This window comes from Mycolicibacterium neworleansense (genome assembly GCF_001245615.1).
In the GTDB taxonomy this organism is placed as follows: domain Bacteria; phylum Actinomycetota; class Actinomycetes; order Mycobacteriales; family Mycobacteriaceae; genus Mycobacterium; species Mycobacterium neworleansense.
Genome location: NZ_CWKH01000002.1, coordinates 437,697 through 461,503 on the forward strand (window position 1 = coordinate 437,697; position 23,807 = coordinate 461,503).

General features: G+C 65.8%; 22 protein-coding genes. 16 read left to right on the plus strand and 6 right to left on the minus strand.

Going from position 1 to position 23,807, the window contains the following annotated elements:
• The first annotated feature begins 16 nt into the window (after positions 1-16).
• The 4 genes from BN2156_RS17780 (at position 17) to BN2156_RS17795 (ending at position 5,016) form a co-directional block, all read left to right on the plus strand.
• Positions 17-646, plus strand: a complete 630-nt coding sequence (locus BN2156_RS17780) for a TetR/AcrR family transcriptional regulator (protein ID WP_090516337.1) — start codon at positions 17-19, stop codon at positions 644-646.
• Positions 643-1,770 (plus strand): alpha/beta hydrolase, encoded by a 1,128-nt coding sequence (locus tag BN2156_RS17785; protein ID WP_090516338.1) that lies wholly within the window; start codon positions 643-645, stop codon positions 1,768-1,770. Before BN2156_RS17780 ends, BN2156_RS17785 begins: the two co-directional genes overlap by 4 nt.
• Complete coding sequence (locus tag BN2156_RS17790) at positions 1,746-2,735, plus strand: 2-hydroxyacid dehydrogenase (RefSeq protein WP_210436664.1); 990 nt, start codon at positions 1,746-1,748, stop codon at positions 2,733-2,735. Before BN2156_RS17785 ends, BN2156_RS17790 begins: the two co-directional genes overlap by 25 nt.
• Before the next feature lie 85 nt (positions 2,736-2,820).
• A complete protein-coding gene (locus tag BN2156_RS17795; RefSeq protein ID WP_090516339.1) occupies positions 2,821-5,016 on the plus strand; it encodes an acyl-CoA dehydrogenase family protein in 2,196 nt (731 codons plus the stop codon).
• A 24-nt stretch (positions 5,017-5,040) separates the two neighbouring features.
• Here BN2156_RS17795 and BN2156_RS17800 read toward each other — a convergent pair whose 3' ends face one another.
• A complete protein-coding gene (locus BN2156_RS17800; protein ID WP_235625389.1) occupies positions 5,041-5,781 on the minus strand; it encodes a FadR/GntR family transcriptional regulator in 741 nt (246 codons plus the stop codon).
• Between the two features lie 199 nt (positions 5,782-5,980).
• Between BN2156_RS17800 and BN2156_RS17805 the strand changes: the two genes are divergently transcribed.
• The 6 genes from BN2156_RS17805 to BN2156_RS17830 all read left to right on the plus strand — a co-directional run bounded on the left by BN2156_RS17805 (position 5,981) and on the right by BN2156_RS17830 (position 10,756).
• Positions 5,981-6,892, plus strand: coding sequence for an ABC transporter substrate-binding protein (locus BN2156_RS17805; RefSeq protein WP_090516341.1), 912 nt, complete (start codon positions 5,981-5,983; stop codon positions 6,890-6,892).
• A 56-nt stretch (positions 6,893-6,948) separates the two neighbouring features.
• Positions 6,949-8,481, plus strand: a complete 1,533-nt coding sequence (locus BN2156_RS17810; RefSeq protein ID WP_090516342.1) for an amino acid ABC transporter permease/ATP-binding protein — start codon at positions 6,949-6,951, stop codon at positions 8,479-8,481.
• Positions 8,478-8,915, plus strand: a complete 438-nt coding sequence (locus BN2156_RS17815; protein ID WP_210436665.1) for a RidA family protein — start codon at positions 8,478-8,480, stop codon at positions 8,913-8,915. Before BN2156_RS17810 ends, BN2156_RS17815 begins: the two co-directional genes overlap by 4 nt.
• Positions 8,912-9,667, plus strand: coding sequence for an acetamidase/formamidase family protein (locus BN2156_RS17820; protein WP_210436666.1), 756 nt, complete (start codon positions 8,912-8,914; stop codon positions 9,665-9,667). Before BN2156_RS17815 ends, BN2156_RS17820 begins: the two co-directional genes overlap by 4 nt.
• A complete protein-coding gene (locus BN2156_RS31025; protein WP_235625390.1) occupies positions 9,606-10,034 on the plus strand; it encodes an acetamidase/formamidase family protein in 429 nt (142 codons plus the stop codon). Before BN2156_RS17820 ends, BN2156_RS31025 begins: the two co-directional genes overlap by 62 nt.
• Positions 10,035-10,444: 410 nt before the next feature.
• Positions 10,445-10,756, plus strand: coding sequence for a hypothetical protein (locus tag BN2156_RS17830; protein WP_090516343.1), 312 nt, complete (start codon positions 10,445-10,447; stop codon positions 10,754-10,756).
• On the opposite strand, the gene BN2156_RS17835 is transcribed toward BN2156_RS17830, so the two are convergent.
• The gene (locus BN2156_RS17835) at positions 10,739-11,614 is read right to left on the minus strand and encodes an SDR family NAD(P)-dependent oxidoreductase (RefSeq protein ID WP_090516344.1); all 876 of its coding nucleotides are present in this window, start codon (positions 11,612-11,614) and stop codon (positions 10,739-10,741) included. The two genes, BN2156_RS17830 and BN2156_RS17835, sit on opposite strands and share 18 nt — an antisense overlap.
• Positions 11,615-11,861: 247 nt before the next feature.
• On the opposite strand from BN2156_RS17835, the gene BN2156_RS17840 reads away from it, so the two are divergent.
• A complete protein-coding gene (locus BN2156_RS17840; RefSeq protein WP_090516345.1) occupies positions 11,862-12,608 on the plus strand; it encodes a methyltransferase domain-containing protein in 747 nt (248 codons plus the stop codon).
• Positions 12,609-12,610: 2 nt separating this feature from the next.
• Here the strand turns inward: BN2156_RS17840 and BN2156_RS17845 are convergent, their stop codons facing one another.
• Complete coding sequence (locus BN2156_RS17845; protein ID WP_090516346.1) at positions 12,611-13,393, minus strand: SDR family NAD(P)-dependent oxidoreductase; 783 nt, start codon at positions 13,391-13,393, stop codon at positions 12,611-12,613.
• 29 nt (positions 13,394-13,422) lie between these two features.
• Entirely contained in the window at positions 13,423-15,096 is a 1,674-nt protein-coding gene (gene fadD2 / locus BN2156_RS17850) for a long-chain-fatty-acid--CoA ligase FadD2 (RefSeq protein WP_162490884.1), read from the minus strand.
• A 54-nt stretch (positions 15,097-15,150) separates the two neighbouring features.
• Between fadD2 and ligD the strand changes: the two genes are divergently transcribed.
• From ligD to BN2156_RS17875, 5 genes are all read left to right on the plus strand, one after another.
• The gene (gene ligD, locus BN2156_RS17855; protein WP_090517457.1) at positions 15,151-16,389 is read left to right on the plus strand and encodes a non-homologous end-joining DNA ligase; all 1,239 of its coding nucleotides are present in this window, start codon (positions 15,151-15,153) and stop codon (positions 16,387-16,389) included.
• A gap of 14 nt (positions 16,390-16,403) precedes the next feature.
• Entirely contained in the window at positions 16,404-17,144 is a 741-nt protein-coding gene (locus BN2156_RS17860) for a (Fe-S)-binding protein (protein ID WP_090516347.1), read from the plus strand.
• Complete coding sequence (locus tag BN2156_RS17865; protein WP_090516348.1) at positions 17,141-18,607, plus strand: LutB/LldF family L-lactate oxidation iron-sulfur protein; 1,467 nt, start codon at positions 17,141-17,143, stop codon at positions 18,605-18,607. The genes BN2156_RS17860 and BN2156_RS17865 overlap by 4 nt, the downstream gene beginning before the upstream one ends.
• Positions 18,604-19,227: a LutC/YkgG family protein gene (locus tag BN2156_RS17870; protein WP_235625391.1), complete on the plus strand. Its 624-nt coding sequence runs from the start codon at positions 18,604-18,606 to the stop codon at positions 19,225-19,227. Before BN2156_RS17865 ends, BN2156_RS17870 begins: the two co-directional genes overlap by 4 nt.
• A gap of 146 nt (positions 19,228-19,373) precedes the next feature.
• A complete protein-coding gene (locus BN2156_RS17875; RefSeq protein ID WP_090516349.1) occupies positions 19,374-19,823 on the plus strand; it encodes an STAS domain-containing protein in 450 nt (149 codons plus the stop codon).
• A gap of 164 nt (positions 19,824-19,987) precedes the next feature.
• Here the strand turns inward: BN2156_RS17875 and BN2156_RS17880 are convergent, their stop codons facing one another.
• Complete coding sequence (locus tag BN2156_RS17880; protein ID WP_090517459.1) at positions 19,988-21,379, minus strand: DUF1254 domain-containing protein; 1,392 nt, start codon at positions 21,377-21,379, stop codon at positions 19,988-19,990.
• A gap of 85 nt (positions 21,380-21,464) precedes the next feature.
• Complete coding sequence (locus BN2156_RS17885) at positions 21,465-23,804, minus strand: arylsulfatase (RefSeq protein WP_235625392.1); 2,340 nt, start codon at positions 23,802-23,804, stop codon at positions 21,465-21,467.
• Positions 23,805-23,807: the final 3 nt, after the last annotated feature.

A 23,807-nucleotide genomic window follows, 5' to 3' on the forward strand; every position in this document is an offset into this window, starting at 1 on the left:
GGCCGTTAGGAAATCCGTGACCGTCAGTCCCCGTACCCCGCTACCGACCGCGCGTGGCCGCCAGACGCAGGCGGCGATCGACAGCGCGGCCCGAACGGTGATCGCCCGCAAGGGCCTCCTGGCCACGACGATCTCCGACATCGCCTCCGAGGCGGGCCGGTCGGCCGCGTCGTTCTACAACTACTACGCCTCAAAAGAGGCCATGGTCCGCGAATGGGCCCTGCGATTCCGCAACGAGGCCCGTGAACGCGCACTGCCCGCGACCGCACCGAACCTGACCAACTGGGAACGCAGTTACCAGGCGGCCTCCGCGCACTGGACGACCTACCGGCACCGCCTGGCCGAGATCATCAGCGTGTCCCAGATGGCGATGATCGACGACGACTTCGCCGAATACTGGGACGAGATCTGCCAGTTGCCGATCGCCATGATCACCGAGATGATCAAACACGCTCAGCAGCAAGGGTTCTGCCCCGACGACGACGCACACCTGACGGCCGTCGCGCTGGTGTCGATGCTCAACCAGTTCTGCTATGTCCAGCTGTCCGGCGGCCGTGACGCGGCCGCCGACGACACCGCCTGCATCACCACCCTGGCCAACATCTTCTACCGGACCATCTACCACGAGGGGAACCCGCGTTCATGAGCACAGCGTCACCGGAAGTGGTTCGCGAGTTCGTCGGCCTGGAATCGCCGACAGCCCAGCGTGCCGGCGCGGGCGGATACCCGTGCCAGGGACTGTATTACCGGAGCGCAGAACACAAGCCCACGGTCGCGGTGATCGCCACGCACTACCAGATCGACTTCTCCGAGCACTACATCGCCGAGCACCTGGCCGCCCGAGGCATCGGCTTCCTCGGCTGGAACACCCGCTTCCGGGGGTTCGAGAGCAGCTTCCTGCTGGACCACGCCCTGGTCGACATCGGAGTGGGCGTGCGCTGGCTCCGCGAACAACAGGACATCGAAACCGTTGTGCTGCTTGGCAACTCCGGAGGCGGATCCCTGATGGCCGCCTACCAGTCTCAAGCCGTCGACCCGAATGTGCAGCCACTGGACGGAATGCGGCCGGCGGCCGGCCTGACCGAACTGTTGCCCGCCGACGGATATGTGGCCAGCGCCGCCCACCCGGGGCGCCCGGATGTCCTGACCGCGTGGATGGATGCCTCCGTCGTCGACGAGAACGATGCCGTCGCCAGCGACCCTGAGCTCGACCTGTTCGACGAACGCAACCCGGCGCCCTATTCGGCGGACTTCGTGGCCCGGTACCGCGCCGCCCAGGTCGACCGGAACGAGAAGATCACCGACTGGGCCACCGATGAGCTCAAAAAGATTCAGGCAGCCGGGTATTCGGACCGCCCGTTCACCGTCATGCGCACGTGGGCCGATCCGAGGATGGTCGATCCGGCCATCGAGCCGACCAACCGGCGGGCCAACCTGTGTTATGCCGGGACCCCGATCAAGGCCAACCGCTCGGCCCGTGGCATCGCCGCGGCCACCACCGTGCGCAACTGGATCGGCATGTGGAGCCTGCGGCATGCCCAGACCCGGGCCGAGCCACATCTGGCCCGGATCACCTGCCCGGCCCTGGTGATCAACGCCGACCAGGACACCGGGGTGTACCCGTCCGACGCCCAACGCATCTACGACGCACTCGCCAGTAGCGACAAAGACCAGTGCTCGATCGACACCGATCATTACTTCACCACTGCCGGCGCGCGTGGCGAGCAGGCCGATACCATCGCCCGATGGATCGCGAAGCGGTGGCGGTGAACCCCGGCCGGATCAGGGTCCTGGCGCACTTCACCCCGGGTGAGAGGGTGCTGGATTTTCTTGCACCCCATCAAGACTGGCTGGACGTGACGTTTTGCGCCGAGGACGACGACACCTCGTTCTACCGCGAACTTCCCTCCGCCGAGGTGCTCTGGCACGTATTGCGGCCGCTGTCCGGCGATGACCTGGAGCGCGGGCTGCGGCTGCGGCTCGTGCACAAGTTGGGCGCCGGGGTGAACACCATCGACGTCGACACCGCCACCCGGCTGGGCATCCTGGTGGCCAACATGCCCGGAGCCAACTCACCATCGGTGGCCGAGGGCACGGTCCTGCTCATGCTGGCCGCGCTGCGCCGGTTACCCGAACTCGACCGCGCCACCCGCGAGGGCAGAGGCTGGCCCTCGGATCACAGCCTGGGCGAAACCGTGCGCGACATCAGCGGGTGCACGGTGGGCCTGCTCGGCTACGGAAACGTCGCCAAGCGGGTCGAGAAGATCGTCGTCGCGATGGGCGCCGACCCGTCACAGGTGATCCACACCAGCACCCGCGACTCCGGCCATCCGCAGTGGCGGAGCCTGCCAGACCTGCTGTCCGCCAGCGATATCGTCTCGCTGCACCTGCCGCTGACCGAGGCCACGCAGGGGCTGCTCGACAGCAAGGCCCTGGCCTCGATGAAGCGGGGCGCCGTCGTCGTCAACACCGCGCGCGGTCCGATCATCGACGAGGCCGCCCTCGTGGAGGCGCTGCGCAGCGGGCAGCTGGCCGCGGCCGGCCTGGACGTCTTCTCCGAGGAGCCGGTGCCGACCGGCAATCCCCTGCTGGAACTACCCAACGTGGTGCTCACCCCGCACGTCACCTGGTACACCGTCGACACCATGCGGCGCTACCTGACCATGGCGGTCGACAACTGCCGGCGCATCCGCGACGGCGAGCACCTGGCCCACGTAGTAAACGGGGTTAAATAGGCCGCCGGAGTGGCGGCGATCACGTCGGGGTACCCTCGGCCCAACCGACCGGTTAATAGAGATATGCCCCGGATGGAGGAACCGCATGCCTATTGCGATCACGTCTGAGCACAGCGATCTGGCCGATTCTGTTCGGTCCCTGGTAGCGCGGGTGGCGCCGTCGGAGGTGCTCCACGAGGCGCTCGAGACGCCCATCCCCAACCCGCCGCCCTACTGGAAAGCCGCGGCCGAGCAGGGCCTGCAGGGCGTCCACCTCTCGGAATCCGTTGGTGGGCAAGGCTTCGGAATCCTCGAGCTGGCCATCACGTTGGCCGAGTTCGGCTACGGCGCCGTGCCCGGCCCCTTCGTCCCGTCGGCGATCGCCGGCGCGCTGATCTCGGCCGACAATCCCGAAGCCAAGGTCCTTGGTGGCCTGGCCACGGGTGAGACCATCGCCGCCTACGCCATCGACTCCGGCCTGACCGCCACCCGGCACGGCGACGGCCTGGTCATCCGCGGCGAGGCACGCGCGGTGCCCGCCGCGGCACAGGCCTCGGTTCTGGTGCTTCCCGTCGCGATCGAGTCCGGTGTCCAGTGGGTGGTGCTGGACGCCGCCCAGCTGGAGATCGAGCCGGTGCAGAGCGTCGATCCCCTACGCCCGCTGGCCCACGTGCGGGCCAACGCCACCGAGGTGACCGGTGATCGGGTGTTGTCCAGCCTCAGTCGCGCCCACGCCCGCGCGTTGATCACCACCCTGCTGTCAGCCGAGGCGATCGGTGTCGCCCGCTGGGCCACCGACACCGCCACCGCCTACGCCAAGATCCGCGAGCAGTTCGGCCGGCCGATCGGCCAGTTCCAGGCGATCAAGCACAAGTGCGCCGGGATGATCGCCGAGACCGAGCGGGCCACCGCCGCCGTCTGGGACGCGGCCCGTGCACTCGACGAGACCCAGCAAGACCCGTCGGCCCAGACCCATTTCGAATTCGCCGCCGCGGTGGCCGCCACCCTGGCACCGGCCGCCGCGCAGCACACCACTCAGGACTGCATCCAGGTGCACGGTGGCATCGGATTCACCTGGGAGCACGACACCAACGTCTACTACCGGCGTGCCCTGGTGCTGGCCGCGTGCTTCGGCCGGACCTCGGATTACCCGCAGGCAGTGGTCGATACCTCGACCTCCACCGGCATGCGCCCCGTCGACATCGACCTGGATCCCGACACCGAGAAGCTGCGTGACGAGATCCGTGCGGAAGTCGCTGGGCTGAAGGCGATTCCGAGTGGCGCCGAGCGCAACACCGCCATCGCCGAGGGCGGCTGGGTGCAGCCGCACCTGCCCAAGCCATGGGGCCGTGCTTCGGAGCCGATCGAGCAGATCATCATCGCCCAGGAGTTCAGCACCGGCCGCGTGCGGCGCCCGCAGATGGGCATCGCCTCCTGGATCATCCCGTCGATCGTGGCGTTCGGCACCGACGAGCAGAAGCAGCGCTTCCTTCCGCCGACGTTCCGCGGCGAGATGATCTGGTGCCAGCTGTTTTCCGAGCCGGGTGCGGGGTCGGACCTGGCCAGCCTGACCACCAAGGCCACCAAGGTCGACGGTGGCTGGCGCATCACCGGACAGAAGATCTGGACGACGGGTGCACAGTTCTCGGCCTGGGGCGCGCTGCTGGCACGGACGAATTCCGACGCTCCGAAACACAATGGCATCACGTACTTCCTGCTGGACATGAAGTCTCCGGGCGTCGAGGTGAAGCCGCTGCGCGAGTTGACCGGCAACGCGATGTTCAACACCGTGTTCATCGACGACGTTTTCGTGCCCGATGACATGGTGCTCGGGGAGGTCGACCGTGGCTGGGAGGTCAGCCGCAACACACTCACCAACGAGCGGGTGTCGATCGGCAGCAGCGAGCCGCCGTTCCTGGCCAACGTCGACCAGTTCGTGGAGTTCCTGCGTGACGGGCAGTTCGACCAGATCGAGCAGAACCACGCCGGCCAGTTGATCGCCGAAGGCCACGCCGCCAAGGTGCTCAACCTGCGATCCACCCTGCTCACGTTGGCCGGTGGCGATGCCATGCCCGCCGCGGCGATCTCCAAGCTGCTGTCGATGAAGACCGGCCAGGGTTACGCCGAGTTCGCCGTGGCCTCCTTCGGCACCGACGGTGCCGTCGGTGATCCCGAGCAGGAGTTCGGCCGCTGGGCCGAGTACCTGTTGGCCAGCCGGGCCACCACGATCTACGGCGGCACGAGCGAAGTTCAGCTCAACATCATCGCCGAACGACTCCTCGGCCTGCCGCGCGATCCGTAACCCCGATCGCTGTCGCCAGGCAACTCAGGCACGCGTTGCCTTGGCGACGAGTTCGCGTACGTCGAGCAGATGGTCTTCCATGGCCCGGCGCGCGGCGGGACCGTCGTGAGCCCGAACCGCATCGAAGATCTCCTTATGTCCACGAACCGATGCGCAGCGCCCGTATCTCGTGGAGTGCGAGTGCTTACGCACTTCACCGGTCCACTCGCTGGCCATGGTCTGCAGTGCGGTAAGAAGTGGGTTCTGCGCCGCGTGCGCCAGCAGCAGATGAAATTCGACGTCGAGGCGAAGTGACTCTGCCTGCAAGAGATTCTCGTGCGACTTGTCGAGTACATCGCCCAGCTGCAGCAGGTTTGCCGATGTTGCCCGGTGTGCCGCGAGTTCGGCGATCGACGGCTCGATGACAGAACGCAATTCGGCCGCATGCTCTTGTTCTGTCACTCCGCCCGTGATTGCAAGCAGCTCGTCGACACTCGCCGTCGGCGACAACACGATGGTTCCGCGACCCCGGACACGCGAGACCAGACGCTTGGACTCAAGTTCGTGCATGGCCTCGCGAAGTGAAGATCGCGATACTGACATCGACGCCGCAAGCTCACGTTCCGACGGCAGTCTGGTTCCGGGCGAGATCTCACCGGTAGCGATGAGGCGCTCGAAATGTGCTGCAAGCGCGACCGATACGCTTTGTGGTCGCTGAATCATCGGCGGGATCGATCCGCGTGCAGGTGCGTTCAAGTCGGTTCTGCCTCCCTGTTCAAGACCCAAGATAGGTCCGATGGTCGGGCCAAGCAGTCCAAAAACCGACGCTAGCCGTTTCCGGCGGAATAACAGTTTGTTACTCGTGTTACGAGACACGTTCCCGGCATGCTGCGCCGTTGGTGGCCACCTAATTTCAGTATCACTTGGCCGGACCATCCGGCCATGACCGCCCCCGCTCCTTCCGCGCCAGTGAATAGGACCTGCCATGAAAAGCTCGCGCTGCACTGCATTTCTCGCCGTTGTCGTCGGCGCCGGACTCGCTGGATGTGCGTCGTCGACCGAAGCAGCAACCACAGAAGAATCCAGTGAGTACGCCGAGCTGGCCTCGTCCGCAACTTGCACCGATCTGCGTGCCAAGAATCCCGACCTCAACGGCAAGACCCTCACTAACGCGATAAACCCGTACACGCCCGGATACGAAACGGTGAATCCGGAAAACCCCAGTGAATACCAGGGTTTCGATATCGACCTCGGGAACGCACTCGGCGCGTGCCTGGGCTTCGACAACGACTACATCCCCGTCGGGTTCTCCGAACTCATTCCCACGGTCGCCAGCGGCCAAGCCGACTGGATCATCTCCAACCTCTACGCGACGAAGGAACGTGCTGCCGGAGGTGTCGACTTCATCAGCTACTCAAAGGTATTCGACGGGATCCTGGTGGCGAAGGGCAATCCGAAGAAGATCACGGGTATCGACACCTCGCTGTGCGGGCTCACTGTCGGGCTCAACAAGGGATATGTAGAAGTTCCTCTCGTCGAAGCCGTGGGCCCCGAATGCACTGCGGCCGGACTGAAGGCGCCGACCGTAAGCTTGTTCGACTCAAGCGCCGACTGCACACAAGCGGTCCTGGCCGGCCGTGCGGACGCGTACATGAATGACATCAACACGGTCAATGGATTCGTTGCGGCCCATCCAGACAAGCTCGACTCAGCCGAAACCGTGATGCTCGACTACACGATCGGTATCGGGGTGCCACAGGGTAAGCACGAATTCCGCGACGCCATCCAGATGGCACTCACCGAGGTCCAGTCGAGCGGCCTACAGGACGAGCTTGCCGCCAAATGGAAGCTGACGGAGAACGCGATCGCCGAACCGACGATCCTCAGCGTCGGTTGACATGCTGGCCAAAACCACGGCAATCCAATGCATATCGCCCGAGGCGAGGTGAACTCATGGACAAATTCCTGCACTATCTGACGCTGCCGTGGCTGCTCGACGGCATGCTGTTCACGCTCCAGCTCACGTTGTACGGTTTCGGCGGCGGTATCGTGCTCGGCGCACTCCTGGCCGCGCTGCAACTCACCAGATCGCGGACGCTCACGGCGCTGGGCCGTACCTATGTCGTCATCTACCGCGGCACTCCCCTGATCCTGCAGCTCGTCTTCGTCTTCACCGCGCTACCCCACATCGGGATCACCCTGCCGCCCTTGGCCGCCGGATCGGTGGCACTCGCGATGAACGAAGCGGTGTTCGTCTCCGAGATCCTGCGCTCGGGAATCAAGGGCGTCGACCCGGGGCAATCGCTCGCCGGACGCGCTCTGGGCCTCGAACCCCGCAAGCTCATGCGTCGGGTGATAGCGCCTCAGGCATTCCGGTCGATGATTCCGGCCCTGGGAAACGAGTTCGTCTCCACGATGAAAAACAGCGCGCTGGCTTCGGTTATCGCGGTTCCAGAGCTCACCCTGCGAACGCAACAGCTCGCCTCGGCCACCTTCGACTATTTCTCGATCTACTTCGCGACCGCCGTCATGTATCTCGCGCTCACCGCCGTGCTCAGCGTCATCCAGTTGATTCTCGAGGACGCGCTCAACCTGGACCGCGATCGCCGATCACTGTTGTCGCGACTGGGGTTGCGGCGCCGGGTCAGCACGTCGGCCCCACTGCCGGACTCGGTGACCGCCGTCCCGGTGCCTGCCGGACGCCAGGACATCGGGGACACCATTCTCGAGATCCGCGACCTCCACAAGGCCTACGGCGAGAATCAGGTGCTCAACGGCATCACCGTGTCGGTACGACAGGGCGAGGTCATTGCGCTCCTCGGGCCGAGCGGATCCGGAAAGAGCACTCTGCTACGCACGATCAACCACCTCGAGTCGATCGATTCCGGATCGGTTCGCATCGCCGGGCAGACGGTCGGCTACAGCCAGTCGGGCACCCCGCTTCCCGAGGGACAGATCGCGCAGGCTCGAATCGCCGCCGGGATCGGCATGGTCTTTCAGCATTTCAATCTGTTCAAACACATGACGGTGAGGGAGAACATCGCCGCGCCGCTGCGCTGGATCCAACGCCTGAGCAAGGAGGAAGCAGCCGAGCGTGCTGATCTGCTCCTCTCACAGGTTGGGCTCGCGGACAAGGCCGGCGCCCTGCCGCACCGGTTGTCCGGCGGGCAGCAGCAGCGGGTCGGAATCGCGCGCGCACTGGCCGCGCGGCCCAGAATCCTCCTACTCGATGAGCCGACAAGTGCGCTCGACCCCGAACTCGTCGCGGAGGTCCTCGGCGTCATCCGCGGTCTTGCCCACCATCACGGCCTCACGATGATCATCGCGACCCACCAGTTGCGGTTCGCTCTTGAGGTCGCAGACCGGGTGGTCTTCATGGCCGGCGGAGTCGTTGTCGAAGAAGGCACCGCCGACCAGGTGATCACCCGGCCGCAGCACCCGGTGACCGCCCGCTTCGTCAACGCGATGCATCTGGCGGACGCGTGATCTCAAAACAGAGCTTCAGTTTCACTGCCACCGAAGGAATTCCACCACAGGTCGGGCCGTTCGCCCACGCAACCCGATGGGGCGACACCCTGTACGTGACGGGCCAGATGCCCACCGATCCCGCCACCGGCATGCTCGTCGACGGCGGTGTAGCCCGCCAGGCCAACCGAGTCATGGCCAACCTCTCGGCAGTACTCGCCCAGTTCGACGCCACGCTCGACGACGCGCTGATGGTGCGCGTCTATCTCACCGACTTCGACGACTTTGACAAGTTCAACGCCGAATACGTCACGTGGTTCACCGGTCCGCTACCCAGCCGCACCTGTGTCGGGGTTACCGGCCTTGCGGTGGGAGCGGTCGTCGAGATCGATCTCATCGTCGGACTGTGCCAGACATCGTCCAATCCCCCACCGGCACCCATGGAGGCACCATGATCTTCCCCACCCTTCACCCAGGCGAAGGCCACATCGGTGGTGAGCACTACCTGCAATCACATCCCGACGATGTGCTCTGGGGATGGCTTCCCAACGCGCGGACAAAGCCCGTGCTTTCGGTGGCATCCGGTGAGACGGTGACGATCGATACCGTCAGCCATGAGGGCATCCTCGAGGACCAAGGACGAGACCCTGTTTCGTACTTCGCACAGTTCGGCGTCCAGAATGTCCTCAAGGATGTCATCGACATTGCGGCAAGCCCCCTCGCCCATGACGACACATGTGGCCCGCACATCGTCACCGGACCCATCCATGTCGGCGACGCACTACCCGGCGACGTCCTCAAGGTTGACATCCTCGATCTCGCGATGCGTGTCCCTTACGGCTTCATCAGCAGCCGGCACGGCTACGGTGCCCTCGTCGGGGAGTTCCCCGAGTTTCCGGACTCCGAGCCGGTGCGCGCGGTCGACCAGATCGTCTCCATGGGCACCATCAGTCACTTCAGCTGGGTCGAGAAGCACCATGGGAAGCGTTACGGCATGCTGTCGGCGGGCAACGGCAGCATGCCGCACCGTGCGATTTCCGATCAACCCGTTCCTCGGCATCATGGGAGTCGCCTCGGCAACCGAGGACCCCGTGCCATCGGTGCCGCCCGGGGACCACGGCGGCAATATCGACATCAAGCACGTTGTGTCAGGCTCGACGCTCTACCTACCCGTGCAGGTCGAGGGGGCCGGCTTCTTCACCGGTGATCCGCATTTCGCCCAGGGCAATGGCGAGGTCGCGCTGACCGCACTTGAGGCACCCCTTCGGGCAACCGTGCGACTGACCATTCTGAAATCCGACGATGCCCGCGCAGCGATAGGGGCCGTCACGAATCCGGTTGTGGAAACCGCGACGCACTGGATCCCTACCGGTATGGACGCCGACCTTGACGAGGCGATGCGCATCGCCGTCCGAAATGCCGTCACGTTTCTCAACACTCGGCTCGGTGTCCCGCGCGACGTCGCCTTCGCGTACCTGTCGGCGGCCGGCGACTTCGAGGTGAGCCAGGTGGTTGATGCGGTCAAGGGCGTGCACTGCATGATCCGGAAGGCCGACTGGGCTGCTTGGTCCTAGGCCGCCCGGGCTTCCCGAAGCCGAGCGACGAACTGACCTGCTCGCCGGTCAACTCGAGTGCTACCGTTGAAATAGGCAGCCACCAGAAACGGTTGACACTCAATGATGAGCCCGTCACGACTACGTATTCTGCGCCCGGTACTGCTGGGCGCGGCGGCGCTGTCGGTCGTCATCGCTCCGACCGCTGTGTGGGGCCAGAGCTCTCCGGCGCCCACCGAAATCCAGGCTCAACCATGTGTAAACGGGGTCATTCCGTGGAACCCGTACGTGGTGAACTGCAATCTGCAGCCCCGGCCGCCCCGGATTCGCGGGTCGGCGCCTGACGCCGGTGCCATCATCGCGTGCCGGGACAGGCCGGGTTGCCTGGCCTGGTACATCAACGGGCCACCGTGACGATGTGAACGGACGATATGGGCAGCGACGAAGACGACGTCGAAAAGCGTTGGCACAACCCGCAGATGTTCCGATCGGCGGTGGGTTACGTGGTGGCGGTGGTTGCCGTCGCCGGGGTTGCCCTGGCCTTCTATGCCTTTGACCGTTCCACGCTCTCGGCCACGCTGGTCCCAACGATCATGTTCTTCGGCGGAGTCGGGGCGTTCATCCGGACCTATCAGGTGTGGAAAGCCGAGGACACCTGGCCGATCTGGCAGGGTGCGGGCTGGTTCCTCCTGGCGTTGTCGTTGATCTGCCTGGCGGTGCCAGGCTCAGCGCTGCTCGCCTAGTGCACCTTTGTCGAGTTCGGCTTGTACAGCGCGGTTACGGTCGAGCGCCCTTTTCGCGAGGCGCAACGACAACTGCGGTGACAGCCGCTCCAGGTACCAGAACAGCTTCCACCACCCGGGCACGATGATCATCGCGTCACCCCGCATCACGGCCCGCACCACGCGGTCGGCGAAAACGTCGGGATCCATGGGCCGCAACGGCTCCCACACCTTCTTGACGAAGTCTTCATCGGTGATCCCCGGGCCTTTGAGCCGGCCGTACTTGCCGCCGCTGAGGATCGGTGTCCGGATGACTCCGGGGCACAGCGCCGAAACCAGCACATTGTGACGCTCGGCTTCGACCCGCAGGGTCCGGGAGATGGCCACGACGGCGTGCTTGGTGGCGGAGTAGCTCGCCTGGCCCGCGCCGGTCATGAGGCCCGCCATCGAGGCGGTGTTCACGATGTGACCACTGTGCTGCCGGATCATGACCGGATAGACCGCCTGGATGCCGTGCACCACACCACGCAGGTTCACGTCGAAGACTTCGTTCCAGTCGTCCAGCGTGTACGTGTCGATCTCGCCGCCGACCCCGATACCCGCATTGTTGAACAGGTAGTCGATGCGGCCCGACTGCTCCACGATCGTGGCGGTCGCGCGCTCGAACGAGGCGAAGTCGCGCACGTCGAGTTCGATCGAGTGGGCTGTTCCACCACTGGCCCCGAGCCGGTCGGCCAGGTCCCGCGCGGCGTCCGTCTGTCGATCGGCTATCCAGACCTCAGCGCCTTGGCCGGCCAGCCTTGCCGCGAGCGCCGCACCGATGCCGGATGCACCGCCGGTGATCACGGCGACCTTTCCCGATAAGCTCTGCGACCCCATGGCCGCAGAATACGTTCGTTCTCGCGGCACCGCCGGAGGTTGAGTTTCTCAGGGCGGGATCACTCCATCATCCGAAAAAGAAGAGGCCCGTAGACAGCAGCGCTAGTACCTTGTAGGCGCGGTGACTACTGGGACCGCCGCCGGGATCGACGTAGGTGTTCGCCAATCTTATTGTCAGGAGCCAATTTCGGGGACCTCCAGCCGACCACTTGCCTACCACCAGAACATGACCGAGAGGAATTCAGTCATGGACCTACCCCGTATCTTCACCATCCGCGAGAGCAGCCACCGCATCCACAATCCGCTGACTCCCGACAAGTACGCCGCCCTCGGCCAGGCGCTCCACCTGGCTCCCGGGACACGGGTGCTCGACCTGGCCAGCGGCTCGGGCGAGATGTTGTGCACCTGGGCACGTGACCTGGGCTTCACGGGCGCCGGCGTGGACATCAGCACGGTTTTCACCGAGCAGGCCCGCGCCCGTGCCATCGAGCTCGGCGTCGCCGACCGGGTGGAGTTCATCCACGGCGACGCCGCCGGCCACGTCGCCGACGAGCCGGTCGATCTCGCCGCCTGCATCGGCGCCACCTGGATCGGCGACGGCGTCGCCGGAACAGCCGAGCTGCTCAGCCGTAGCCTTCGGCCCGGAGGCGTGATGCTGATCGGCGAGCCCTTCTGGCGTCGGACCCCGCCTGACGAGGCGGCTGCGCGGGCCTGCCACGCAGGTGAACTGTCGGATTTCCGGCCGCTGCCCGAGCTGCTGGAGCAGTTCGGCGAGCTGGGCTACGACGTGGTCGAAATGGTGCTGGCCGATCAGGACAGCTGGGACCGATACGCTGCGGCGCAGTGGCTCAACATGCGCCGCTGGCTCGATCAGAACGCGGATGACGAACTGGCGCCCGAGGTACGCGCCGAGCTCACCACCGAGCCCGCGCGCTACGCCCGCTACACGCGGGAGTATCTCGGTTGGGGTGTCTTCGCGCTGATGATGCGCTGACGTCAGGGCAAGATCGAGTCGACGTAGCCGCCGTCGACCCGCAGCGCCCCACCCGTGGTGGCCGAAGCCAGCGGAGAAGCCAAGTACGCCACCATGTTTGCGATCTCTTCGGGCTCGATCAGGCGCTGGATCAACGACTGCGGCCGGTGTTTGAGCATGAACTCCCGCTGCGCGTCATCCCACGACAGCGACTTGTCGACGAGCTGGTAGACGAAGTCCTCGACACCGGCGGTGTGGGTCGGGCCGGCGATCACCGAGTTCACGGTCACGCCGGTGCCCGCGGCCTCCTTGGCGAAACCACGCGACACCGCGAGCAGCGCTGTCTTGGATACGCCGTAGTGGATCATCTCCGCCGGCGTCACGATCGCGGAGTCACTGGCGATCTGGATCGCCCGGCCCCAGCCCCGCTCGGTCATCCCGGGCAGGTAGCTGCGGATAAGTCTCACTGCGGCAAGGACATTCACGTCGAAATAGGTGCGCCACTGCTCGTCGGTGATCTCCAGCGGCGGCACAGCACCGAAGATGCCGAGGTTGTTGACCAGGATGTCGACGTCGGGCAGCTGCCGTAGCAACTCTGCCGTCCCCTCCTCGGTCGAGACGTCGGCGGCCACCCCCAGAACGTCGAAATCGCCCAGCTTCGCCACGGCTTCGTCGACGCGGGCCGCCGTGCGGCCGTTGACGGCCACCCGCGCACCGCTACGGGCCAGTTGTTCGGCGATGGCCAGCCCGATGCCCTGGGTCGAGCCGGTGACGAGTGCGGTCTTTCCGGTCAGTTCGATGTTCACAAGGAGCTACTACCACCGATGCGAGCAAACTATTCCAGGTTGCGCAGCTCACGCTTGAGGATCTTGCCCGTGGGATTGCGCGGCAACTCGTCGAGGAAGACCACCTCACGTGGCACCTTGTAGCGGGCCAGGTGCTCTTTGACGTAGGTCTTGATCGTGTCCTCGTCGAGGCTGGCGCCCTCGGCCTTCACCACGAAGGCCTTCAGCCGGGCACCCCATTCCTTGTCCTCGACGCCAAGTGCGGTGGCCTCGATGACGTCGGGATGCCCGCTGATCAGATCCTCGACCTCGGCCGGGAAGACGTTCTCCCCGCCGGAGACGATCATCTCGTCATCGCGGCCGCTGACGTAGAGCAGACCGTGCTCGTCGAAGTATCCGACATCGCCGGAGGACAGCATGCCGTCGATGATCTGTTTGCCGCCCCCTCCGGTATATCCCTTGAACGGGAAGGTGTTTCGCACGAAGATGCGGCCGACCTGCCCCTGCGGGAGCTCGTTGCCGTTGTCGTCGATGATCTTGACGGTGATGCCTTTGACCACCGGGCCCACCGTGGCCGGGTTGATCGACAGGTCCTTGGGCCGGGCGATGCTCGCGAAGGCGATCTCGGTCGATCCGTAGAGGTTGTAGATGACCGGCCCGAGGTCCTTGAGCGCCCGCGAGGCCAGCTCGGCGCCCAGCTGGGATCCGGAGACGAACACGATCCGCAGTGACGAGAGATTGGGCTTCGGTGACATCTGCTCGAGGTGGTCGAGCATTCGCGAGAGCATGACCGGCACCACCACCATGGCGGTGACCTGGTGCTTCTCTACATCCTCCAGCACGGTGGCGGGCTTGAAGCGCCGGCGCAGCACCAGGGTCGTGCCCAGCATCATCGCGATGGTGGCGTGCAGGAACCCGAGCGCATGGAACATCGGCGCCGGAAGTGCGGTCACCTCGCCGGCCTTGAACGGGACGTGCGACAGCACTCCCCCGATCGGAGCCAGCGACGGCGGGGCGGCCCGGTTGGCGCCCTTGGGCGTTCCGGTGGTGCCGCTGGTCAGGATGATGATCGACGGATGCTTGCCGGCCTTCGGCGCCGGACGCCCATTGCCGCGCGCGATGACGTCGGCCAGGGTCTCGTCGGTGCTGCCGGACGGCTTGTCGGAATCGGGGTTGACGCCCAGGGCCCGCAGTTTGCCCAACTCCGGGTCGGCGTGGCCCACCGCGGCGGTGTACTCGTCGTCGTAGATGATCACCTTGGCGCCCTCGCGCTCGGAGACCTCTTTGATCTGCGGCCCCGAGAACTCGGAGTTCAGCAGGATGATCCGGGCGCCGACCCGGGCCGCGCCGTACAGCGCGACCAGGAACCAGCGGTGGTTGCGGGCCAGGATCCCTACCCCGTCACCGCCCCGGACACCCATCGTGAGCAGTTCGTGAGCCACCGCGTGCGCCGCCGCGTCGAGCTCACCGAACGTGAACTCGCCCTCGTCGTCGATGACGGCCAGACGGTCGGGATGCCGACGCGCGTTCAGCGCGGGGATCATCCCGATCTCACCCCAGGTGCGGATGTCACCCAGCATGGCCACGATGTTCTGCGGCGGTTCCAGCCGCAACGCACCCGCCTCGAACATCTTGCGGGCGTAGTGCAATTCGGCCGCGCCCCGCTCCGCGTACTGCTTGGCCTTCGCGGTCAGGTTCGCCGGCAGATCAGACAGACTTGGCATGTCGCAACAATAAGTGACACCTATCGCACCATGGGCAGTAACTAGCATGTGGTCATGGCCGGTGCACTGTCGCTGGAGATCGACGGCCTTGAGGTGGCCGTCAGCAACCCCGACAAGGTGGTTTTCCCTGATGCGCACGTCACCAAGCTGGACCTGATCAATTACTACCGGTCGGTGGCCGACGGTGCCCTGCGCGGGGTCTACGGCCGTCCGATGATCCTCAAGCGGTTCGTCAAGGGCATCAGCTCCGAGGCGATCTTTCAGAAACGGGCGCCGGAGAAGCGGCCGGACTATGTGGACGTGGCCGAGCTCAAGTACCGGTCCGGCACGTCGGCCAAGGAAGCGGTTCTGCGCGATGTCGCCGGCCTGGCCTGGGCGGTGAACGTGGGGTGCGTCGACCTGAATCCGCACCCGGTGCGGGCCGAGGATCTCGACCATCCCGACGAACTGCGAGTGGACCTGGACCCCATGCCCGGGGTGGACTGGTCGCAGATCGTGGCCGTCGGCCATGTCGCCCGCGAGGTGCTGGAGGAACACGGTCTGACGGCGTGGCCCAAGACGTCGGGATCGCGTGGCTTCCACATCTATGCCCGCATCCACCCGCGGTGGCCGTTCACCAAGGTGCGCCTGGCCGCCGAGACGGTGGCCCGCGAGGTGGAGCGACGTGTTCCCGACCTGGCGACGGCGCGCTGGTGGAAGGAAGAACGCGGCTCCCGGGTGTTCGTCGACTTCAACCAGAACGCCAAGGACCGGACGGTGGCCTCGGCCTATTCCGTGCGGGCCACCCCCGATGCCCGGGTGTCCACCCCGCTGCGGTGGGACGAGGTCGACGGGTGCCGGCCGGAGGCGTTCACGGTGGCCACCGTGCCCGACCGGTTCGCCGAGATCGGCGACCCGTGGGAGGGCATGGACCTCACGGTCGGCGAGTTGGGCCCGTTGCTGGCGCTGGCCAAGGAACTCGGTCCGGCCGAGAAGGCGCCCAAGGGTGCCGGACAAAGCGGTGCCGGCAGGCGCGTTTCTTCCATGCCGCTGATCGAGATCGCCAAGACGAAGACCAAGGACGAGGCGATGGCGGCGCTGGACGTGTGGCGCGGGCGTTATCCCGCGGCCGCCGCGCGGCTGGAGCCTGTCGACGTCCTGCTTGACGGCATGCGCGGCCCGAGCTCCATCTGGTACCGGGTGCGGATCAACCTGGAGCACGTGCCCGAGGCCGAGCGTCCGCCGCAAGAGGAATTGCTCGCCGACTACAACCCGTGGGAGAACTACCGCGGCGCGCAGTGGAAGCGCGGCTGAGGTCAGGAGTGCGCATGCGAATCGCCCTGTTCGCGACCTGCCTGGCGGATGCGATGTTCCCGCCTGCGGCGATCGCCACGGTGCAGGTGCTCGAGCGCCTCGGCCATCAAGTGGTCTTTCCGCACGGCCAAACCTGTTGCGGCCAAATGCATGTCAATACCGGCTATCTCAAAGAGGCCACCGCGCTGGTACGCAACCACGTCGAGTCCTTCGAATCCGCGCACTGCGACGCGGTGGTCGCGCCGTCGGGATCGTGCGTGGGGTCGGTTCGTCACCAGCACGCGATGGTGGCCCGACGCGCCGGCGACGAAGCCCTGGCCACCCGCGCCGAGAATCTGGCGGCCAAGACCTACGAGCTGTCCGAGTTCCTGATCGACGTGCTCGGCGTCGACGACGTGGGCGCCTACTATCCGCACCGCGTCACCTATCACCCGACCTGCCACTCGCTGCGCATGCTCGGGGTGGGTGACAAGCCGCTGCGGCTGTTACGAAACGTGCGGGGCCTGACCTTGGTGGAGTTGCCAGAGGCCGAATCCTGTTGCGGTTTCGGCGGAACCTTCGCGATCAAGAACTCCGACACCTCCACGGCGATGCTGGCCGACAAGATGGCCCACATCGCCGAGACCGACGCCGAGGTGTGCAGCGCCGGGGACTCATCGTGCCTGATGCACATCGGCGGCGGGCTGAGCCGGCTGCGCTCCGGGGTACGCACCGTGCACCTGGCCGAGATCCTCGCGGCCGAGGCGACCCGATGACCACCTTCCTGGGTACCCCCGGCGTCGGCAACCTGCGTGGCGACGCGCCCTTCCCGCAGGCCGCCCGCATAGCACTGGCCGACTCCCAGCTGCGCCGCAATATCGGGCATGCCACCCACACCATTCGCACCAAGCGGCTCAACGCAATCCGGGAATGCGACGACTGGGAACAGTTGCGTGCGGCGGGCAGCGCCCTCAAGCAGGACGCGATGGCGCGGCTTCCCGAATTACTGGAACAACTCGAGGACAACGTCACCAAGCGCGGCGGCGTGGTGCACTGGGCCCGCGACGGCGACGAGGCCAACCGCATCGTCGCCGACCTGATCCGCGCGGCGGGCTCCGACGAGGTGGTCAAGGTCAAGTCGATGGCCACCCAGGAGATCGGCCTCAACGAGTACCTCGAAGCCCAGGGCATCGCCGCATTCGAGACCGATCTGGCCGAGCTCATCGTGCAGCTCGGCCACGACAAACCCAGCCACATCCTGGTGCCGGCGATCCACCGCAACCGCGCCGAGATCCGGGAGATCTTCACCCGCGAGATGACCGACGCCGGTGAGCTCACCGACGACCCCCGCGTGCTGGCCATGGCGGCCCGGGCCCATCTGCGGCGCAAGTTCCTCACCGCCAAGGTCGCGATCAGCGGCGCGAATTTCGGCATCGCCGAGACGGGCACGCTCGCGGTGGTGGAGTCCGAGGGCAACGGCCGGATGTGCCTGACACTGCCGCAGACGCTGATCACGGTGATGGGCATCGAGAAGATCGTTCCGACGTTCGGCGATCTCGAGGTCTTCATGCAGCTGCTGCCCCGCTCGTCGACGGCCGAACGGATGAATCCGTACACCTCGATGTGGACCGGGGTGCATCCCGGCGACGGTCCGCAGGAATTCCACCTGGTCCTGCTCGACAACGGCCGGACCCGCGTGCTGGCCGACGAGGTGGGCCGCGCGGCGTTGCACTGCATCCGGTGCAGCGCCTGCCTGAATGTCTGCCCGGTCTACGAGCGCACCGGCGGCCACGCCTACGGCTCCGTCTATCCCGGACCGATCGGGGCGATATTGAGCCCCCAGCTGACCGGCATCACCGGCCACGACGACCCGAACGCCAGCCTGCCGTATGCGTCGTCGCTGTGCGGTGCGTGCTTCGAAGCCTGCCCGGTGCGCATCGACATCCCGTCGATCCTGGTCCACCTACGCGGTGCCCAGGTGGACCAAGAAAGAGGGGGACTACCGGGTGGCCAGGATCTGGCGATGAAGGCCGCGGGCTGGGCAATGGCCGGCGCCGGCCGGTTCTCACTGGCCGAGCGCGCCCTGGGTGCCGGTCGGCTGATCGCCGGACGCGATCACCGCATCTCCGCGCTGCCCTGGCCGGCGTCGGCGTGGACGGCCAGCCGCGACATCCCCGAACCTCCCGCCGAAACGTTCCGGCAATGGTGGAAGCGGACCCATGAGAGAGACCGGCAGTGACCGGCCCGACGTCTGATGCGGCCCGGGCCGCGGTGCTGAACCGGGTCCGCACCGCCCTGGCGTGCGCACCGCCACAGCCCGTCGCGGTGCCCCGCGACTATCACCGCGAGCCGCTCACCGGCGCGGGCGACGTCGAGAGGTTCGCCGAGACGGTCGCCGAGTACCGGGCCCGGGTTCACCGCGTCGAGGCCGACGCGATCGCCTCGACCGTCCTCGAACTGGTCGGCCCGCGGGCCACCGTGGTCATCCCGGTCGATCTGCCGCCCGAATGGGTGGCCGGGCTGACGGCCGTCGCCGACGCGCCGGCGCTGGACGTCGAGCAACTCGACCGAGCCGACGCCGTGCTGACTGGATGCGCGCTCGGGATCGCCGCGACTGGGACGATCGTGCTAGATGCCGGCCCCGGGCAGGGGCGGCGGGCACTGACGCTCGTGCCCGACCATCACATCTGCGTGGTGCGGGTTGACCAGATCGTCGACACCGTGCCGCAGGCATTCGCCGAGCTGACACCCACGCGGCCGCTGACCTTCATCTCCGGCCCCAGCGCCACCAGCGACATCGAACTCCAGCGGGTAGAAGGCGTCCACGGACCCCGCACGCTGGACGTGCTGGTCGTGTGAACCTTACCGACGAGTAGGGCCCAGAGGGTTCTTAGCAAAGTATTAACGCTGGCTCCCAGCCGCCTTAGATTGCCCGCATACCGTCATGAACAGGTTGACGCGACGGAGCTCAGCCAGAGCTCAGGAAAGACGGCGGGAGGCTGATCATGACATTCACGAACAACACCCCGGCAATGGATCGACACTTTCGGTACGGGAACTCGGCAGTCATCTGCGAGGGCGCTTCGATGCGCGCGCAGTGCCGCCAGCTGGCGACAGTGGTGACAGTCAAGGGAGATATCGACGGCAACAACATCGACCAGATCGCGTCGTATGTAAATCGGTTCATCCTTGCGGAGAAGCCATTGGCACTCGATTTGAGTGGCGTGAACAGCTTTGCACCGCAGGCGATCTCATTGTTCTACGACATCGATGAAAAGTGCGGCGCACTGGGAGTGGACTGGTCGGTCATCGCCAGCCAGCCGGTCGTCTCCGAGATCCACCGCCAGGAGGTGGGCGTCCCGCTCAGCTCCTCGGTGCCCGAAGCCCTGCATCACTTCGCCGAAGGCAACACGGCACGCCGCCGGTTGCTACCCCTGCTTATCAAGAGCGCCTGAGAGAAAGGCCAACGCAATGTTGATCGATGTCCGCTGGTTGACCCGCCTGCTTCGTCATCGCCACCGCACGGTGCACACGTAATTCTCCGCACCCCAGACAAATACCGAAATGGCTGCCAGACCTGGTCTGGCAGCCATTTCGGCTATTGGTAGCGAATCCTGCGCTACTGGACCTTCGTGATGGCCGGCGGCTTCCACGTGCCGTCGATGATCGACGGCGAGGTCTCCTTGGGCCAGTACAGCCGCAGCATGAGGTTGAATTTGCCGGCCGGCGCCGGCAGCCAGTTGGCTGCCTTTTCCGGGCCGGGGTTCTCGTGCTGCAGGTACAGATCGACCGAGCCGTCGGGGTTGGTGACGAACGTGTTCCGCTGGCTCAGCGTGTAGCGGTTGAGCGGGTTGTCGACGAAGAAGTAGCCCTCGTCATACATCGTCAATGACCAGAACCCCTCTACCGGTGGGAACTGCCCCTTGTCGAAATGCAGCCTGTATTTGTTGGCTCCGTCGTAGGGCTGACCACCCGTATCGGTTTCCGAGGTCGGGTAGACCGCGTCCTGGGGCCGGTTGGCGCCCAGCCCGATATAGGTGATCATCGCGCGCTGCAGATAGTCGGTGCCGTACTGACCGGTCTGTGTGGTGAACCGCCAGCCGTTGATGTCCTCGACCTCTTTGAAGCGGGCCAGGATCTTCTCGACGCCCTCCTTGGGCACCGACTGCAGGGCCGCGGCGACATCGGAACCGAGCTTGTTGATGTCGAACTTCTCGCCCGCCACGATGCCGAGCTTGGCCATCTTGTCCGCAATCGGCCGGTCGGCCTCGGTCGGCGGATTGTCCTTCATCAGGCCGGCCATCAGATCGAAGTAGGCCTCGGTGCTCAGGTTGTTGACCTGGTCGCGGACCGGCGTTTTCATGTCGACGGTCGGATCGACCTTGCCGGCCGGCGGAGTGTAGGGCTTGCCGTACGAGCTGAGGGGGACCAGCGAGATCTCATCCTGGAGCTTGTGCACGGCGGCGTAGTCCTCCGGCGTGCCGTCGCAATAGATGCGGCCGAGCAGCCACACCGTCGAGGTGGGTGACTTGTACTCCTTCACGCCCGCGGGCAGCGTGCCTTTCCAGCCCGGACCGGTGATGGCGTAGGTCTGCGGACCGGTTCCGGTGGTGCGCTTCCCGGGTACCTCGAAGACGTTGGTGTAGCCGTCGAGCATCGGGAACAGGTAGTACCGGTCGTGCGCATCCGGCAAGGTCAGCACCCACGGCTCGTCCTTGACGTCGACGAATCCGTTTGTGTACAGCGTGTCGGCATTTGGCGCGGTGACATCGCGGAACTGGGCGTTCGGGTACTCACGCATCCGCATCAACTGGCCCATCGGCGCCCGCGGCGCCTGGGCCGTCTCGACATTGGTCATCACGCGTCGCGTCATCTCGACGGTGACAAGCGGATACCCGTACACGTAGGCGTCCAGGGCGATGGCTTTGGCCTCATCGGGGGTCAACTGCGCCGTCCCCGATTCACCGGATTTGTCGGCCGGCGAACACGCCAGTGTGGCCGTCATCAGCATCGCGGTGCCGAACGCGAGCAGCCGTTTGACCGCGCGCCGATCCCTCTTCACGAAAAGCCGTTCCTTTCTTAGGTTTTGCTACTGGTTAGGTGTAGGCGACATGGACGCGGTGGATCTGCCCTTCGAAGGGGAACGGTGCGCGTTCGCGGTAGTCGAGCGACACCGGTGAGCCGAGGCAGGTGCCGATGTCGAGGCAGTCGTTGGCGGTGAACAGCAGTGGCGCGCTGATCGGGACCTGTCCACCGGCGATCGTCTCGCCGTTGCGCGCGATGGTGATGTCGAGTGGGCCGGCCGGGCGCGGGTCCGCGTACCGGGTGGTGACCGTGATGGTGGCACGACCCGGCGGCAGCTTGCCGTCGGTGCGGATCTTGGTGCGCGACAAGATGAACAGGTTGTACTCGTAGCACAGCTGCCCCTCGTCCAGATAGACCGTGAGCCCGCCGGCCGCCGCGCCCAGGGCGTACAGCACTCCGTTCGCGTTGGCGGGGATGTCGACATCGATCGTCACGACGTTGTTCTTGTTGCCCAGCGCCGGTGCGCAGAATTCGGGCATCCGGATGGTGTCACCCGAGAATTCCCACTCCTTGTACGGCGGGGCGATCCGCAACTCGGGGTGATACACCGGAACCCACAGGCCACCGCCGACGGGTAAGACCGCGTTGCGGGCGGCCTCGACCATGAACATCTCCCGCATCTGAGCCAACTTCTCCGGCTGTTCCGCCGCGAGATCGTGGGCCTGCGACCAGTCTTCGTCGAGGTGGTACAGCTCCCATGTGTCGTTGTCGGGCGTCCACGTCGCGATGCCCGGCGGCTGCCCGGGGACCCATGGCAGCCGCGGGCCGCGTGCGGAGGCCATCCAGCCGTCGTGATAGATGCCGCGGCTGCCCATGATCTCGAAGTACTGGGTCTTCTTACCCCCGGGCGCATTTCGGTCAGCCAGTGTGCGGGCGAAACTGGATCCCGCGAGCGGCATCTGAGGCTCGCCGTTGACGACCTGCGGCGGTGCGATACCGACGATGTCGTAGATGGTCGGCACGATGTCGTTGCAGTGCAGGAAGACGTCCCGGGGTGCGGCATCAGCGGCGATCCTGGCCGGCCACCGCACTGCCATCGGGTTACGGGTACCACCGAGGTGGGAGGCCAGCAGCTTCATGCCCTTGTACGGCGTGGAACCAGCCCAGGCCCAGGCGGCGTGATACTGGTTGTCCACCAGCGGGGAACCCAGGACGTCGAGCCCGCCGAGCTCCTCCAGAGCATCGATGTGCTGGCGCACCGTCGTCGGAATCCCGTTCTGCGCCAAAAGTTCGGCGATCGTGCCGTTCTGACCTTCCCCGGAGGAGCCGTTGTCACCCCAGATGTAGAGGAACAGGGTGTTGTCGGCGTAGCCCAGCGACTCGAGCTCGTCGGCGATGCGGCCCACCTGGACGTCGACGTGCTCACCGAATCCGGCGGCGACTTCCATCAGACGGCGCTGGAACGGCTTCTCGTCGTCGGGGATGTCATCCCACGCCGCCAGCTGCGGGTCCCGCTCGGTCAGCTCGCAGTCGGCCGGAATCCATCCTTTGTCCTTGGCTCGTTCAAACACCCGCTGCCGGTAGGCATCCCATCCGTCATCGAACTTGCCGGCGTATTTGTCGGCCCATTCCTTCATGATGTGGTGCGGACCATGGATGGCGCCGCTGGCCCAGTACATGAAGAACGGCTTGTCGGCGTTGAACGCCTTGTGCCGGCGCAGCCAGGAGATGGCGTCGTCGGCCAGGTCCTCGGACAGGTGGTAGCCCTCTTCGGCCGTCTTCGGCGGAGCCACGACGGTGGTGTTGCGCACCAGGTTCGGTTCATACTGGGATGCCTCGCCGGCCAGGAACCCGTAGAAGTATTCGAAACCCAATCCGGTGGGCCAGTTCTCGAACGGTCCGGCGGCGGTGGTTTCTTCCGCGGGCGTGTTGTGCCACTTGCCGAAGGCCGAGGTGGCGTAGCCGTACTGTTTGAGCACTTCGGCGACGGTGGCGCTCGACCGCGGGATCTTGCCCGCATATCCGTCCCAGTCGTTGGCCAGCTCGGCGATCTGGCCGTTGCCGATCTCGTGGTGGTTGCGGCCGGTGAGCAGCGAGGCCCGCGTGGGCGAGCACATCGCGGTGGTGTGAAACCGGTTGTAGGACACACCTTCAGCGCAGATACGGTCGAGCGTCGATGTGGTGACCTCACCGCCGAACGTCGAAGGCAGGCCCGGCCCGGCGTCGTCGATGAGCACGATGACGATGTTGGGTGAGTCGTCGGGCAGCCGCTTCGGCACCACCCGCGGGTTGTACATCGACTCCTGCAACGTCCGTCCCGCGGTACTGCCCGACGGAACCGGCGGGAACGGCAGGACGCCACCGTTCGGTATAACCGCCGCCACCAACTGGTCACCCTGCACGTCAGACACTGC